Origin of the sequence: Vibrio navarrensis, assembly GCF_015767675.1 — a bacterium.
GTDB lineage: Bacteria > Pseudomonadota > Gammaproteobacteria > Enterobacterales > Vibrionaceae > Vibrio.
The window spans coordinates 2083582-2098701 of the sequence record NZ_CP065217.1 but is presented as its reverse complement, the minus strand read 5'-3'; the positions used below and the strand labels follow the sequence as shown (position 1 = coordinate 2098701).

Genomic DNA, 15120 nt, shown 5'->3' with positions numbered 1-15120 from the left:
GATTAGGGCCTCACAATGGAGGCCCTTTCAGAAGAGTTTTAGTTTTGCATCAACAACAACACCAATAATGCGGCAGTTTCCGTTGATGGGCATCATTTGGTAAGCGGTGTTCAGGGGCTTAAGGTATTTTTGCCCTGCATCGATTACCAACTTTTTGAACGTTGCGCTGTTTACATCGGTTAACTTAGCGACGACAAGTGAACCGTTTTGGTAATCCCTTTCTGTATCCACCAACACTAGCGTACCCTCTGGGAAGCTCACTCCTGTTGCGGATGTCATTGAATCACCCTCTACTTCCAACCAAAAGCTGCGCTCACTGGTTCTTTCTGTGGTTTCGTACCAGTGGCTTATTTCATCAAGCCGATAGGGTTCGACGGCTTCAGACCAAGCGCCAGCCTGAACTGAGCTCAATAGCGGGAAAGAATTCTGGTATTTGAGTTGAACCTTAACTCTCGATACGTTCGCCAATACTTCGTCAGGGTATTCAACATAACCATCAGAGCTCAACATCAATTGATCAAGACCTACACACTTCATAATCTTGGCGATTGTGTCAATATCTGGCTCTCGTTTTTTATTTAGGTAACGGGCTATCGAAGCCTGCGCAAGACCCATCTTTTCGGCAAGAGCATCCTGTGTCATGCCAATTTCTTTCATTCTGGCTTTAACCAGATCGTTCCAATTCATTTTCATTCCCAGATTATGCCATATCGGAATGTGGTTGAAATGGCCTTATTGGTATATCCATGTTGTTGCTTGTATTCCGATATGGTATAAGTTCCAATTTGGAGGTGTTATGAACAAGATCAGACACTACAGAAATGCCGTTAGAGCAACTCAAAAAGATTTGGGCGAAGCCATTGGTGTCGGCCAAAGCACCATTGACCGATATGAAAGCGGTGAGCGAAATCTAAATGTTTCTACCGCTTGGAAAATCGTAAAGGCTCTCAATGGCTTAAATGCTAATTGCACTTTCAGTGATGTGTTCCCTGAACCTCACTCGTAGTGAGACTAACAGTAAATGGGCAATGAAATGGCCCCTAACGAGGTAACGACCAAATGAAAATGACCAAAATCAACCAGCAAATTGAACTGCTCAAGCAAAACCGAACTGTAGGAATGGAGGGCTTGCCCTTCGATAAGGTTCGAACGTCTCAGGTGAAAGCCCGATTCACGTTGGATGAAAGCGAGTTTCTTTCCTTGCTGGCAAATGAGGTAGACGCGCAAAAGGCCGTTCTTTGCAATGTGCTGATCATCCAAGCGGTGATCGCGCTTTTGAAAAGCGAACCCGAGTTACGAGACCAAGTGCTGCTTGCTTGGCAGAGACAAGGGGGAGAGCGACTTGATTTTTTTGATGAGATCGAAAATCACAAACCATTCACCGTTGAGGGGGAGTTTGATGTTGTTACGCCTTCCTCTCGCTCGCCACAACAAGAGGCCCGATAAACATGAACACAACTAAAAAAGGGCGGGGGACCAACCCCGCTCACACTCCATGCAGTTCGGAGTCCGCGTTTGTTGAATTGGTGATCACTCAGGCTGCTGAGTATTCAGGCGAGCGCCGCGATCAAGTTCGTGGCCGTTTGATTGCGCATATGTTAGGGGCGGGGACTGATAATCCCTTTGATTTCAGTAAGAAAGCGGAAGGAGTTCACTAATGAGCATCATCCGTAGCGCCAGAAAGGTCGGTTTTACGATTATCAATAACGCCATCTTTGATAGCGGTTTGTCCCCACGCGCTATTGGAGTGCTGACGTACCTCTTGAGCAAGCCGGATAACTGGGAGGTGTCTCCTGCTCAGTTGGTGAAGTGTTTTAGTGATACCGCGGCTCCTATTGGGCGTGACGCTGTTTACGCAACCATTACAGAACTGGTTGAGAAAGGGTTTGTGGAACGCAGACAACGGCGTAATGGCTCTGGCCGAATGTCGGGTGTGGACTATGTGGTATTTGATGAACCACTAGAAAAACCGGATGCGCCTAAACCGGATACGGATAACACGGAAACGGTGGATGAGCCGGATACGGCTGAACCGGAAACGGCCGAACCGTATCCGGCTGAGCCGACACTAATAAATACTGATCTTTTAATAAGTACTGATCACTTAACAAATACTGAATTTAAACAAGAGAAAAAAAGTAAACCAAAAAAAGCGCAGGCTTTGGATTTTTCAAACTGGCCAACACAACCAAGCGATCAGGTGCTGAGTGATTGGCAACTAATCCGCAACAAGAAACGCGCCCCTCTGACGCAAACGGCGATCAACCGTCTGCGACCCAAACTTGAACTTGCCCAGCAGAAACTTGGGCTGACCGCCGACGATGTGCTGGGGATTTGCGTGGAGAGAGGCTGGCAAGGCTTTGAGGTTGAGTGGCTGGAAAACCACTTGGCACGTTCACATGCGCCAATCTCTGCGCCACCTCAAGGGCGTCAATCCGCGCTGGAAGCGAGGAACCAGAGCGCCATTGACCAATGGCTAGGAACGACCACAAGCACAGGAAACACCTTCGAACACGGAGAGTAACGACCATGACACCAAATCAACGACCAGAATTTGCAGAAACACTCGCGGCCACGCTGAGTATTTACCGGATGGAACTGACCCCCGCACTGCTCAGTGTGTATTGGGAAGACCTGAGTATCTTTGACCTTGCCGCGGTGAAACAGGCGTTATCCATGCACCGCCGCAACCCAGATAACGGCCAGTTTGCGCCAAAGCCGGCAGACATTGTGCGCTTGCTTGGCGGTACCTCGAAAGATCGGGCGATCTTGGCTTGGAACAAAACCAAAAAGGCGATAGGCAGTGTTGGTTCTTACACCTCTGTGGTGTTTGACGATGCGCTGATCCATGCAGTGGTGAGTGATATGGGAGGATGGCCAGCGCTTTGTCACGGAAGCGAGGAAGAGCTGACATTTCGCCAAAAGGACTTTGAGAACCGCTATCGCACGTATCTGTTCAATCCGCCGAGCAGCTATCCCAGAGTGTTGGCTGGTGTATCTGAAACGGAGAACGCGGCTTCGGGCTTTGCTATCGACCCGCCATTGAGTGTTGGCGATAGGGAGCAATGCAAGCTTGTGTATCGAGGCGGTGATGCCACTCAGAAAGCGCCAGTGGCTCTTGTTGGCCAATCCAATGTTGTGCAAATGCAATTAGCCCAAAAGAGGTAACGACCAATGATTATCCATTTTACCAAACGTGAATTTAAAGCCATGCGTGATGAGCTCAGTGCGTATGCATTTCTCGCACTGCTTCGCAAACTGCCAATGGAGCGGGGAGACGCGATTTTTATGATCGCTCGTCGCTGTGATGATCTGAGTTATGGCGCTGTTCGAGATTGGGAAAAGCAGGGCATACCAAGAAAGCACGCGGTTGTCCTTGCTGATCTTGCCAAAGAATACGGCGTGAAGATGTATTTACACCAGTTTCGTCCTACACGGGCCATTGTGCACCAATGGCTGATGTACTGCTTTGAAGCAGACAAGCATTTACCGCCCACTAAACAGTTGTTCAAGCATTGGGAAATGGGCCTGAAGACGGAGCGCGTTGCATGACGGAAGTGATGACATCCATCGAAGCGTGGAAACGCAGTAAGTATCCAGAGCAGATCAATTTCAATACGTCACAGATTGGCCGAGTGATTGCGGTGATGGTGTCGGATAACGGTTGGCATACTCTGCGCGAGATTGAAGCGATGATCCACGCTCATTTTCCAGACCGTGATACGCAAGCGGCCATTTCTGCGAGGCTTCGCGAAGTCAGCCCCTCACGGCATGGCTTGGTTAAGCAGCGCAAAATGGAAGTCGTGAACAAGAAACAAGTTTGGCGCTATCGCCTTGTGCCGTCTCTGCCAGTGAAAGAGGTGGCGAAACGAATAGGGATGAAGGTGAACTCATGAAATCTATTCAATCAATCTCCATGATGTTTGTCGCGGTTTGTATTGCGATTGCGGCTGGCTATTTTATTTCTTTGACGTCATTCGAGCCTGAAGAAAAGGCGCTGTTTGCTTACGCGTGCGCGTGTGTGGTGACGTATGTTTTTTACTGCATTTCCGGTGAGGCAAAGCGCGAAGAAATCGAGCGTTGGGACGAGTGCGAGACACAAGATTACGAGAACTTCAGCCATTCGAATGATCGTATTCTGAGCCTGCTTAAAGACGACCAAGGGGATCTGCAATGAGCTTATCCCTTGTTCGCTGTAAAACAGGGGGGTTAGCCCCTCTGTCTCCTGAAGATGATGAGGTTTTACGTCGCTACGCCATCGGCGAAGTGATTGAGTTCCCCAAGCTGCCAAGCAAAGTGCGCAATCCAATGTTTCACCGCAAGTATATGGCACTGCTCAAACTTGGGTTTGACTATTGGCAACCCACTGGCGGGGCCGTGTGTCCGAACGAGCGTCATTTGCTGGATAACTTTGTGAAGTTCTTAGTGAAGCATGTTGGAGAGGAAGACGTTTTGCTCGAGTTCGAATCGGCATTTCTCAACCAGCTCACACACAAGCGAACCTCTTACGCCGTTGAAAAGAGTTTTCTCTCTTACCGCCGTTGGGTTGTTGTGGAAGCGGGCTTTTTCAGCATTGTGACGCTACCTAATGGCGCAATCCGCAAAGAGCCTAAGTCAATCAGCTTTGCCAACATGCAGGAGCACGAGTTTCAGGAGCTGTATCGCGCTTCATTCAATGTGGTTTGGAATCAAATCGTTCGACCAGGTGGCTATCTAAGAAACGAAGCCGAAATGGAAAATGTCATTAACCAGATGCTGGGGTATGTATGACGCTCGTTCGCAGTAAAAAAATCATGAAGTCGGCTCGTGGTAAAGCATGCACTTTGCGCTTAGTCGGCATTTGTAATTTTGACCCAGAAACGACGGTGGCGGCGCATGTTGGCTTACGCCGTGGGATGGGCATTAAAGCAGGCGATAACATGGTGGTTTATGCATGTTCAGCCTGCCATGCAGAGATTGATCGCTGCGGTCGCGAAGCGTATGCAGCCGATAAGCTCCGAGCGGTAGAAGAGACTCAAGAAAGTTTTGTGGAAGAAGGGATACTGACGTTTGCATGAACCCCTATGAAATCGAAAGGCTTGCGGGGAAGCATGTCTCTATGAGCGGTGATAAGGCTAAGCGAAAGGTCAGAGAAATCGAATTGGCCGAATGCAAAGCGCTGTATCAGTGGGCCAAGCGCACTGTCATCGACGGGCTGAATATCGCCGACTATCTCACTCACATTCCCAATGAAGGAAAGCGCGGGCCTAAAGCACGAAAGGATTTCATCGAAATGGGCGGGACATCTGGCTACATGGACTACGTCTTTGATGTGGCCAGAAGTCGCTATCACGGCTTGCGCATTGAAATGAAAACGCCTGCGCCTTATCGCTCTGTAATTTCAAATGCGCAAAGTGAGCTAGGTGACAAGTTGTGCCAGCAGGGTTACTTGGTGGTCTTTCCGAAAGGCTGTGAAGAAGCAAAACAAATAATAATCAACTATATGGCGGGTGAACTATGAATCAAGCAGTGGAAATGTTGGCAAAGCTCCATGCACCAAAGGCAATGATTGTGGAGTCGAAAGTAGGGCGCAGACGATTAACGCCAGATGTCATACTGGCAGCGTTCTCGGCTGAACTGCTGCATCACCCAGTAGGTCGAACCATTATCGAGGCACGCTATTTGGGGGATGAAGCTGCACGCCTGACCTTCATTGACCATGTGCGCGCAACTGTCGCGCAGGAGAAGGTAAACCATGTGAGCGCGGTAGCCGATATTGTTGCCAACCTTGTGCTGCAAGTTCCTCTGCGTTCACAGCGAGTTAAACTGCGCAGTTTGTATAAGAAATACGACGCACGTTCGAAGCGCTCTCTGAAGCTTATCGATACGTGGAAATTGCGCATCAAGTCGATGGAAAAGTCCGGCAATCTTTCCATGCAACCATTGATAGAGAAACACCAGCAGGACATAGAACTTGAGAAAGCGAGGTTACACGAACATGCGCAGATGAAAGCGGGTGAATCACTCAATTGCCCCAAATGTCATGGTTCAGGTAACTACCTGCTTCGCTTGTGCAATGAATGCGGTGGTGTAGGGATGCTTCGTCCAACAAGAGAGCAGATATACGCGGAGTTTCGTCAGCTCGGCGTGCGCATTTCAGAAGAGGATTTTGCGCGTACCTTCCTCCCGGTGATCACTGAGCTTGTGAGTGGCTATTGCAGGCAGGAGATCATCGCAGCAGATGCTTTGGAAAAGCGGCTGAGATTGGAGAAGTTTGGGGGATAAGCAAACAACCGCCTTGTTGGATTAGGCGGTTGCATCAGTAACAGGTTAAAGCAACTTAATGTATTTTTGGTTAACCCAGAACAGCCCCGTTTGATATTCAAACATCGCCCAATCTTGAAGGAACAATTTAACGTTAATCTCTTCGCCCTTAACCAAGGTACCAACTACGTTTCCATTTCCAGGATTGAACGGATTGTCTCGTACATTGAGACGGTTTGCGGTGACAACATACTTACCAGCGATACCAACGGTATTGCTGGTACTGTCACTTGAATAAACTGGGCTCGAATACGACGAATACGTTCCTTTATGGCAAGTTTTCTTCCATGAAATGCACGAGTTACCACATGGTTGGCCTTTCTTACACACCTTAGCTTGAGCCGTAAAGCCTACCGTTGTTCCCAGCAAGAGAATAATAATGGTTTTGAATTTCACATGTTCACCTTGTTTGTTTTTGTTGTTTGAATCAGTGGTCCGCCATTTCTAGCTGCGGAGATGTTCTTGTTCGCTTGGTATGTTTAAGAAATGCGACAAATTGAATGTGCAATCAGTGTAACATTGAGGTCGCGCGCAAATGCTGAAATAGCTTCCATATTTTTGATAGAAGAGCATGAAATGAACTTGCTTATTATGAACCTTGATTCATATTTGTTGTGGTGGGCTAGCTGATTAGGAGCCTGCTTAACTGAAGGTTAAAAAACGGTATACAACAAAAATCAACGGAGATTGGCATGGGAAAGAATACTACAACTGTGAAAGTTTTGAATAAAACTGGCTCTCATATCGAGGACATTCATTTCTCTCACCGATATGATGAGGACAGCTACGATCACGGTAAACTAGACAACCTAGAAAACCGCGCAGAAGCGACAATAGGCAAGGCTGTCTATTGGACCGGATTTCTTCGAACTGGCTATGATTATTGGTGGATAGAGTTTAAACGCGGCGGGAAAATCTATACCTGTAAAGCCAATTTTTACTGCTATCTTACCGCAAGTGATGCGAAAGACGGTGGTCCAGTAGTTCTTGAGTTGCATGAAGACAAGATGGTTGTAGTGCCGCCCAAATCTAGTTCTTGCTCTGTTAGGCTCTATGAATCAGCTCAATTGCTGCAGATGATCACTGAGAGTCATGAAAAATCAGGTCTTTCGGACGCTGGTGAAGAACAAGACGAAAGCAAGAAAGCTTGCATGATTGACTAGTTAGACGACTAGCAATCAAACCAAAATTGGCCACAAACTGTGGCCAATTTACATCTGCAACGGCTATCTCTAAATTGTCGGCTTTCCAACTAACTTGCAGCCATGATAGGCAAACTCACCAAGAAGTGCTTTGTATTCATCCAGAGAAATTACGTTATCAAATGCTGAAAAGTAGAAATCATCACTATAAGCAATTGCATCTAATTCACTTTTCAATTTAGATTTACGAGCGAATGTCTTCAAGTCTTCCCTTGCTTCATCAAGGTTCATTTCGCCGTAGCCTTTGTTTGAACTAGTATACATTAAACCATTTTTTACAGATGCAAACATGTAAACCGTCATAAGTTCCTCTAAATATAAATGTTGTTTAGGGCTGATAACCTAGCATAATTCAATGAAAAATCACGTGGTTTAAGTCTTTTTTGAGTTAATTCTTATTTGTGATTTCATGCTCGGACGTTGGCTATTGCATACGATTATCGGCGGTGTTGTATACCAAAAAATCATATGCAGGTCACATTTATCAATTCTTCGTTAACACTAGTCTTTCAACTTTATTGGCTTTGACTCGAAAACTCAGGCTCTATATTTGAAGCGACTTTTGACCTCATTTAAATGTAGGGAACAAACGATGAGGGCTATATATGAGAGTAATACACACCAACACAGGTGATACCATTTTACAGACAGTTCAGAACGAAGCGGCCCCACGCATTGGCGATACGATATCGTTAGGCTTTGAGGCTAAAGTATTCTTCCGAGTTGACGAGCGACACTTCATTTATAATGAATCTGGACAGGTCGAAGATATTGTGCTGATGTGTTCGGATTTTTATGTCGATTAAATCAGTAGTTGTTATTTCTTAAAGACGGAAATGCAGTAGGTAGTTAAAACTGTACTCGTGACGGTTAGAGCGATTTGGACAAGAAACTGTAACCCTAATGTGTCAAAAGCATACCATGTGATGGAAAATAGTACGCAAAAAATAGTAGCTGCCTTAATTCCGTATTTATAACCAAAATACATGTATGCAATTAAGAATATGATAAATATTAGAGTGTCAGATGTTGTAAACATATTTTGTCCTTATAAATCAATGATTTGTGTTGTCTGTGCTACAGCAGTAATTATTGTCACAGGTGTCTGTAACTACGAACAATATACAATATGTTTCCCCTTCTATTGGGGACTTGCAGTACTGCAAAGTTTAATATTCTGTCAAAAAGTTGTTTACGGTATTATCAAGCTGGTTGTCATTGACTGAGCCAAAAAAATAGGTAGATTATTACCCATGATGTAGAACCTCGCCTTTTCGGCGGGGTTTTTTCGTTTCTGGGGACTATTAATGAGCTTCTTCTTTTCCATCGGTAAGACATCCAGCCCCGTTCTTACCGACAAAGCCACCATGTCTATCGCCGTTGGTAGCGGCACAACCGTCGGCGTTGGTGTCGCAAAAGGGGTAGAAAACTACCAATCCATGCTCAATTCGAGCTTTGCAGACATCATTGCGGGCAATTTTACTTGGTATGGCAGTGATATTGCCTTCGTGGTCGGTACCTCGCTGTCTATTTTGGGTATCGCGCTAACGGCCGCTCGATGGCTGTATCCTAAATCTCCCATCGAGAAGCATGAACAATGCGGTACAACAGACTAATCGGTGCAACGCTTGTCGGAGCCGTTGCGTTAACGGCTGCATTCGAGGGCAAAGAGAATGTGGCATATCGGGATGTTGGTGGTGTCTGGACTGCTTGCTTTGGTGAAACGGCAGGTATCGAACCGGGGGATTCGTTTAGTGATGCGCAATGCTCGGCAATGCTGGCTAAATCCCTAGAGAAACACAACAAGCCACTTGAAAAACTCGATTACCAACTCCCCCCTAATGTTCACATCGCAACGCTGGACTTTGCTTACAACGTCGGAGTCGGAGCACTCGAAAACTCCACACTCTATCGTCATCTGCAGCGTGGCCAAATCCAATACGCCTGTTATCAGTTCAACCGTTGGCGTTATGTCACGATTGGCGGAGAACCAAGAGACTGTCGGGATCCGCAGTGGCAATGCCGAGGAATAGTCTCTAGGCGGGAAATCGAAACCCAGCTCTGTCTCGGGCAAATCTCTGTTTACGACGCACTGATCCAACTGGGCCAGCTTCCAACCGATACGGAAATTATCAATGAGCTTCGCTAGTAAAGCGGTAGTCGCCGCTCTTCTCATTGCCACGCTCTTTGGGATGGCTATGCACATCAAAGCTCAAAAGGCTGAAAACTCGCTGTTACGTGAGCAACTGGCCAGCGCCAATGCAACGAGCCTGATGCGCAAAACACTTCTTGAGCAAGTCAGTAACGAACGCGAGCGCATGAACACCTTACTTATCGAAAGAGCCAACAGAAACGCAAAGCAGGAGGAAAAGCTTCGCCATGACATCCAGTTCCTTGAGCAGCAAGTGGCGGATAGTCGCTGCGCTATCCCTGATACCGTTACTGAGCAGTTGCGCCAGCCCTACTAAACCTGAACCCATCGTAGTAACTGAATACATTCTCCCTCCCGAGGGGCTTATCGTTCCCTGTTATAAGCCTCAAGTCATCGGTACCTGGCCGCAAATCGTTACTCAAGACATCCCGCGGTTGAAAGCTGCACTTAGTGAATGCGCAGCCCAAGCCGACGAGTATCTCCAATGGCGTACTCAAAAGAACAAGCCGGGTTAGCTCACTTCTCTCACCGATAACACCATAGCCATAACAGGAGCCACTCACCGCAGTGGCTCCAATTATGTTTGTAGTGGAATGCCCAAATGAAAAAGCTCACTGAAGTCAGTCAACCAAATCGGACAGGAAAGATTAAGGGCGTTATCGGGTATAACGGCAAATCGGCTCGGGTTTACCTCTCTTCGGGTGAACGCATTTGCATCCCAACTACCCATCGTCCCGTTATCGGGGATTGGGTAGTGGAAGGGGAACTCTCCAACGAGCTTATGAGAAAGTAGTAAGAGAAAAACATGTCGAACAAATGGGAACTATTACAAAAGAAATTCGAAGTTGCCCACGCGAGAACTGGCATTTCTGCAAAGGAGTGGTGTGAGAGCGAAGGGCTCAACTATCAGACCGCTCGGCGATATATCAAAGTGCGTAACACTGCGCATGATGAATCTGCGCATCGCACTGCGCAAAATGCGCAAAAACACTCTGCGCAAAGTCGAAGTGCGCAATGTGCGCAAAAAGCAGATAAGAAAAAAGTGACACGAAAAAATGGTCACAAACAAAATCACAAGCAGTCAGAGGCTTTAGAGCCCAGTAACGAACATGACATGGGACAAAGCGAACGAGATGAAAGCGGGCGTTTTCTTCCCGGTCATAAAATCTCTGTTGGCAACGCTGGCAATCCCAATCCAAGCAATTCCGCAGAGCCAGGCAACTCTAGGGCCAGAAAACATGGCATCTACGCTAGGTACTTCAAAGAAAACGAGCTTGAGAAGTTTGATGCTGCGGCCATTGCAGACTTGCAAGATGAATTGGAGCTTTGTCGTGTTCGTCTTCAATCTGGCGCGGAGGCGCTTTCTCAATGCATGGACGACATTAAAAACGCAAATAGCATCGAGGACCGCGTTTCGCTGTATGAATCCTACTATCGAATTGAAAATGGATTGGGCTCGTTGACTAGCCGTATTGAGTCGATTACTCGAACGCTTTCCGCTTTGAAAATCGATACAGTCAAAGTGCCACACATCGTTGCTGATACTAAGCGAGTTGAAAACGCAGCGCGCAAACTTGGCCTAGAAGCTGACAAAATCAGTAAAGAGGGCAAAGGCGACGACACGCCAGTTTCCAAGATTCTTGATGATATTCGCGCCATGGGCGGCGATGGCTTGATGAGCAAGACGCAATGACACATCAGTTTGAAGAAATCTCCGATGCTGAACTCCTCGAGATTGAGGACAAACTCAGCGATAAATGGTGGCGTCTCGATAATCTCTACATGATCGAGAACGAGCAGGGGCAGTTAGTTCGCTTCCGGCTTCGACCCGCTCAGCGTTTGCTCTTTGAGATGATGTGGTATCTCAACATTATCTTAAAAGCGCGGCAGCTTGGTTTCTCAACGGCTATTGATATCTACCTGCTCGATGAAGCGCTTTTTAACAATAACTTAAAGTGCGGGATTATCGCACAAGACCAATCCGCGTCAGGTGAAATTTATCGAACCAAGATTGAGGTACCGTTTGATAACTTGCCAGCTTGGCTCAAGACGCGATTTAAGGTTAAAAGCAGGCGCTCTGGTTCAACTGGCGGCTACATTGTTTTTGAACATGGTTCAAGCATTCAAGTAGCGACGTCGTTTCGTTCCGGTACCGTTCACCGCTTGCACGTTTCAGAGCATGGCAAAATCTGCGCTAAGTATCCTGCGAAAGCGAAAGAGGTTCGAACAGGGACGCTTAACGCCGTCCATCCTGGATGTATTGCATTCATCGAATCCACTGCCGAGGGCGTTGGCGGTGATTTCTACAACATGACGATGAAGTCGCTAGAGATGAGTCGCATTGAAAAGCCGCTAACTCAGCTCGACTGGAAGTTTCATTTCTTCGCGTGGTGGCAAGATCCGAAGTATCGCGCCAAGGTGCCTGATACTGGGCTTGTGATAAGCAAAACTCAGAGAGAGTACTTTGACGCTATCGAGGATGCGATGGGGTGCATTATCGATGATGAGCAGCGCCAATGGTACGTTTTGAAAGAAGCGGAACAACGCGATGAAATGAAACAAGAATTTCCATCCACGCCACTCGAAGCCTTTCTGACTTCTGGCCGTCGCGTCTTTGACTCGCTCAGTACCATGCAAGCGGAAGGCGAAACGATGAATCCGCTCATTGTCTATGACGTTGAACCCGTAACCGGGAACATGGCCAGAGCTAATAAACCAGAAACAATGGATGAGCAGGGGCAGAACTCAGTGATGAACATGCTGCTTGTCTGGGAACTGCCTGAAAAAGATGAAGACTACGCGATGGGTATCGATATCGCAGAAGGACTTGAACACGGTGACCGCTGCAGTCTTGATGTCGTCAAGCGAAGCACTGGCGAGCAAGTGGCTCATTGGTACGGGCATTTGGATGTAGAGCTTTTTGCTCAGTTGGCAGCGCACATCGGCAAGCTTTACAACTGGGCTTATGCAGGGCCAGAGCGCAATAACCATGGCCACGCTTTCATTCTTGAGTTTAAAAAGCATTACAAACTCAGCCGAATTTACTCTGAGCAATATATTGATAGGGCCGATGAAGATGAAACGGTGAAACTAGGCTGGCTCACTAATAAGTACAGCAAGCCGATTTTGACAGAAGGCCTAAAGACTTTACTTAGGAATCGACAGTCCGGCATTCGCTGGATTGGCACAATCAGTGAAATTACCACTTACGTTTATCAAAAAAACGGCTCAATGAACGCTCAAGAAGGGTGCTTTGACGATCAAGTCATGAGCTACGCCATCGCCCAAGAAATGCGGGCAAGAATGCCAATCACACACAAATCCTCTCCAATTAAACGCGAACCCAAGCACTGGATGGCGCACTAATGAAAAAAATCGAGCAACAAAAACTCCTAGAGATCATGTCTGATATCGACGGACAACCCGGATGGAGAACCAACGCGAACAAGGCCTGCGCTTACTACGACGGCGACCAGCTTGCACCGAAAGTCATTGAAGTGCTTAAAGAACGCGATCAACCGATGACAATGCACAACCTGATTGCGCCAACCGTTGACGGTGTGCTTGGCATGGAGGCAAAGACTCGCACTGACCTAGTTGTGATGGCCGATGACCCAAGCAAAGAGTTTGATGAACTCGCAGAGGCAATCAACGAGCAGTTCAAGGACATTTGTCGTCTTAGTAAGTTGGATAAAGCCCGCTCTGATGCTTACTCATCTCAAATAAAATGCGGCTTTGGTGTCGTCGAAGTCTTTCGAAATGAAAACCTCTTTGGTCCTAAGTATAAGATTCAAAGTGTTCCTCGCGATGAAGTGTATTGGGACTGGTTATCAAAAGAACCTGACTGGTCCGATGCAAGATGGGTAATGCGCTGTCGCTGGATTGACGTTGATGAGCTGATGACATTGGTGCCGCACAAGGCTGACATCTTAGAGAACGCGGCCAATGGTTGGCATGGGTTTGTTGAAACAGAACTGGTTGAGGGCATGGAATCTAATCTGGTCAATGCCTATGAAGAGTACAAAGGCTACAGTCGTAAGCAAACCGAGTGGCTATCCCAAAACCGAAAACGTATTCGTCTGCAGGTGATTTACTACCGGACGATGGAGAGAAAGCCGGTAATCGAGTTGCAAAATGGACGAGTGATTGAGTTCGATAAAAATAACTTGGTGCATGCGACTGCAGCAGCACTCGGTAAGGCAAATGTGCGAATGGCTCAAGTCAGCCGAATCATTGAGAGTTGGTACGCAGGGCCGCACCATCTCGGCGATAAAGAGTGTGATGCGCCTCAGGGGTTGTTTCCGCTTGTTCCTTTCTTTGGTTACCGCAAAGATGCGAACGGTGAACCGTATGGGTTGATTGCTCGAGCAATTCCTGCACAGGATGAAGTGAACTTTAGACGTATCAAGCTGACTTGGTTACTGCAAGCCAAACGTGTCATCGCCGACCAAGATGCGACAAACATGAGCCGTGAGAGTGTGTTGACAGAGATAGAGCGCGCTGATGGCTACATTGAGCTCAACCCGGAACGGCGCAACAAAAAATCGGTATCAGATGCGTTCAAAGTTGAGCAGGATTTTGCCATTGCTCAACAGCAATTTGCGGTCATGCAAGAATCAATGAAGTTGATTCAAGATACCATGGGCGTATATGGGGCTTTTCTAGGTCAAGAGTCCAATGCAGCGAGTGGTGTTGCAATCGCAAATCTGGTCGAACAAGGAGCCACGACACTCGCTGAAATCAATGATAACTATCGCTACTCTTGCCAGCTACTCGGAGAGTTGATCCTTGGTTACTTAATTACGGACCTCAAGGGACGCAGAAACGTACCAGTAACGATTAATCGTGAAGACAGACGTAAGCGCAAGCATGTGATGATTAACCAAGAAACGGATGAAGGTTTAAGCAACGACATCACGAAGCTACGAGCACACATTGCGTTGGCACCAGTCCAACAGACCGCGGCTTATAAACAGCAGCTTGCAGATCGCATGATGCAAATTACCGCCCAGATGCCGCCAGAGGTTCAAGTTGCCGTAATAGACCTTGTGGCTGAACTGACCGATATTCCAAACAAAGCCGAGTTTATTGATCGGGTTCGCGATGCGATTGGTATTCAGAAGCCTCAAGAGGAGATGAGCGAGGAAGAGTTAGCGGCTATTCAGGCTCAGCAGCAACAGCAGGAAGCTCAGATGCAATTGGCGATGCGTGAGATGGAAGCGAAAGTGAAGAAACTCGAAGCCGAAGTTGAGAGGGCCATTGCTGCTGCAGAGAAAGAGAGAGCGGCCGCAAATTCAGCGCGATACAACGATGCCAAGACACAAGCTGAAACGGGCAAGCTTCTGCAGGAAGTAGAGCGAATGAATCAAGAGTTGCAGCAAATCCGAGCTCAATGGGCCAATATGATTGAGCAGCAATTGGAAGCTCTGACGTTGTAATTGAACGGCGCCAAAATGTGGGGTA

24 protein-coding genes are annotated in these 15120 nt (G+C 47.3%); 21 read left to right on the top strand and 3 right to left on the bottom strand.

Translation table 11 applies throughout. The features are described 5' to 3' along the window. Positions 1-27: 27 nt before the first annotated feature. Positions 28-693, bottom strand: coding sequence for a LexA family protein (locus I3X05_RS10070; RefSeq protein WP_193264774.1), 666 nt, complete (start codon positions 691-693; stop codon positions 28-30). 103 nt (positions 694-796) lie between these two features. Between I3X05_RS10070 and I3X05_RS10065 the strand changes: the two genes are divergently transcribed. From I3X05_RS10065 to I3X05_RS10010, 12 genes are read left to right on the top strand one after another with little or no spacing between them, the layout of a single operon-like run. Beyond that, positions 797-1006, top strand: coding sequence for a helix-turn-helix transcriptional regulator (locus tag I3X05_RS10065; RefSeq protein WP_082069784.1), 210 nt, complete (start codon positions 797-799; stop codon positions 1004-1006). A 53-nt stretch (positions 1007-1059) separates the two neighbouring features. Further along, on the top strand, positions 1060-1446 hold the full coding sequence (locus I3X05_RS10060) for a hypothetical protein (RefSeq protein ID WP_337970680.1): 387 nt from the start codon (positions 1060-1062) through the stop codon (positions 1444-1446). Positions 1447-1448: 2 nt separating this feature from the next. Beyond that, positions 1449-1658 (top strand): hypothetical protein, encoded by a 210-nt coding sequence (locus I3X05_RS10055; protein WP_045571884.1) that lies wholly within the window; start codon positions 1449-1451, stop codon positions 1656-1658. Then, a complete protein-coding gene (locus I3X05_RS10050; RefSeq protein ID WP_193157902.1) occupies positions 1658-2524 on the top strand; it encodes a MarR family transcriptional regulator in 867 nt (288 codons plus the stop codon). Before I3X05_RS10055 ends, I3X05_RS10050 begins: the two co-directional genes overlap by 1 nt. Positions 2525-2529: 5 nt before the next feature. After that, positions 2530-3168: a DUF6475 domain-containing protein gene (locus I3X05_RS10045; RefSeq protein ID WP_193264777.1), complete on the top strand. Its 639-nt coding sequence runs from the start codon at positions 2530-2532 to the stop codon at positions 3166-3168. Positions 3169-3174: 6 nt separating this feature from the next. Next, positions 3175-3552, top strand: coding sequence for a hypothetical protein (locus I3X05_RS10040; RefSeq protein WP_193157904.1), 378 nt, complete (start codon positions 3175-3177; stop codon positions 3550-3552). Next, a complete protein-coding gene (locus tag I3X05_RS10035) occupies positions 3549-3896 on the top strand; it encodes a hypothetical protein (protein ID WP_226982583.1) in 348 nt (115 codons plus the stop codon). The genes I3X05_RS10040 and I3X05_RS10035 overlap by 4 nt, the downstream gene beginning before the upstream one ends. Continuing rightward, positions 3893-4177: a hypothetical protein gene (locus I3X05_RS10030; RefSeq protein ID WP_193157905.1), complete on the top strand. Its 285-nt coding sequence runs from the start codon at positions 3893-3895 to the stop codon at positions 4175-4177. Before I3X05_RS10035 ends, I3X05_RS10030 begins: the two co-directional genes overlap by 4 nt. Continuing rightward, complete coding sequence (locus I3X05_RS10025) at positions 4174-4770, top strand: DUF1367 family protein (protein ID WP_193264779.1); 597 nt, start codon at positions 4174-4176, stop codon at positions 4768-4770. Before I3X05_RS10030 ends, I3X05_RS10025 begins: the two co-directional genes overlap by 4 nt. Then, positions 4767-5057: a nuclease domain-containing protein gene (locus tag I3X05_RS10020; protein WP_045571879.1), complete on the top strand. Its 291-nt coding sequence runs from the start codon at positions 4767-4769 to the stop codon at positions 5055-5057. The genes I3X05_RS10025 and I3X05_RS10020 overlap by 4 nt, the downstream gene beginning before the upstream one ends. After that, positions 5054-5500: a VRR-NUC domain-containing protein gene (locus I3X05_RS10015; protein WP_193157907.1), complete on the top strand. Its 447-nt coding sequence runs from the start codon at positions 5054-5056 to the stop codon at positions 5498-5500. The genes I3X05_RS10020 and I3X05_RS10015 overlap by 4 nt, the downstream gene beginning before the upstream one ends. A gap of 14 nt (positions 5501-5514) precedes the next feature. After that, entirely contained in the window at positions 5515-6264 is a 750-nt protein-coding gene (locus I3X05_RS10010) for a TIGR02642 family protein (RefSeq protein ID WP_337970679.1), read from the top strand. A 45-nt stretch (positions 6265-6309) separates the two neighbouring features. Here the strand turns inward: I3X05_RS10010 and I3X05_RS10005 are convergent, their stop codons facing one another. After that, the gene (locus I3X05_RS10005; protein WP_193157909.1) at positions 6310-6699 is read right to left on the bottom strand and encodes an SH3 domain-containing protein; all 390 of its coding nucleotides are present in this window, start codon (positions 6697-6699) and stop codon (positions 6310-6312) included. 296 nt (positions 6700-6995) lie between these two features. On the opposite strand from I3X05_RS10005, the gene I3X05_RS10000 reads away from it, so the two are divergent. Beyond that, complete coding sequence (locus I3X05_RS10000) at positions 6996-7466, top strand: hypothetical protein (protein WP_193157910.1); 471 nt, start codon at positions 6996-6998, stop codon at positions 7464-7466. A gap of 69 nt (positions 7467-7535) precedes the next feature. On the opposite strand, the gene I3X05_RS09995 is transcribed toward I3X05_RS10000, so the two are convergent. Then, positions 7536-7808: a hypothetical protein gene (locus I3X05_RS09995; protein WP_193157911.1), complete on the bottom strand. Its 273-nt coding sequence runs from the start codon at positions 7806-7808 to the stop codon at positions 7536-7538. A gap of 302 nt (positions 7809-8110) precedes the next feature. Between I3X05_RS09995 and I3X05_RS09990 the strand changes: the two genes are divergently transcribed. The 8 genes from I3X05_RS09990 (at position 8111) to I3X05_RS09960 (ending at position 15095) form a co-directional block, all read left to right on the top strand. Next, the gene (locus I3X05_RS09990) at positions 8111-8311 is read left to right on the top strand and encodes a hypothetical protein (protein ID WP_337970678.1); all 201 of its coding nucleotides are present in this window, start codon (positions 8111-8113) and stop codon (positions 8309-8311) included. Positions 8312-8812: 501 nt separating this feature from the next. Beyond that, positions 8813-9121 (top strand): hypothetical protein, encoded by a 309-nt coding sequence (locus I3X05_RS09985; RefSeq protein WP_193157912.1) that lies wholly within the window; start codon positions 8813-8815, stop codon positions 9119-9121. Continuing rightward, positions 9103-9654 (top strand): lysozyme, encoded by a 552-nt coding sequence (locus I3X05_RS09980; protein WP_193157913.1) that lies wholly within the window; start codon positions 9103-9105, stop codon positions 9652-9654. Before I3X05_RS09985 ends, I3X05_RS09980 begins: the two co-directional genes overlap by 19 nt. Further along, on the top strand, positions 9641-9973 hold the full coding sequence (locus I3X05_RS09975) for a hypothetical protein (protein WP_052702589.1): 333 nt from the start codon (positions 9641-9643) through the stop codon (positions 9971-9973). Before I3X05_RS09980 ends, I3X05_RS09975 begins: the two co-directional genes overlap by 14 nt. After that, positions 9885-10172, top strand: a complete 288-nt coding sequence (gene lysC / locus I3X05_RS23795; RefSeq protein ID WP_425304485.1) for an Rz1-like lysis system protein LysC — start codon at positions 9885-9887, stop codon at positions 10170-10172. Before I3X05_RS09975 ends, lysC begins: the two co-directional genes overlap by 89 nt. 290 nt (positions 10173-10462) lie before the next feature. After that, the gene (locus tag I3X05_RS09970; RefSeq protein ID WP_045571870.1) at positions 10463-11350 is read left to right on the top strand and encodes a hypothetical protein; all 888 of its coding nucleotides are present in this window, start codon (positions 10463-10465) and stop codon (positions 11348-11350) included. Then, entirely contained in the window at positions 11347-13023 is a 1677-nt protein-coding gene (locus I3X05_RS09965) for a terminase (protein WP_193157914.1), read from the top strand. The genes I3X05_RS09970 and I3X05_RS09965 overlap by 4 nt, the downstream gene beginning before the upstream one ends. Continuing rightward, the gene (locus I3X05_RS09960) at positions 13023-15095 is read left to right on the top strand and encodes a hypothetical protein (protein ID WP_045571868.1); all 2073 of its coding nucleotides are present in this window, start codon (positions 13023-13025) and stop codon (positions 15093-15095) included. The genes I3X05_RS09965 and I3X05_RS09960 overlap by 1 nt, the downstream gene beginning before the upstream one ends. Positions 15096-15120 lie beyond the last annotated feature (25 nt).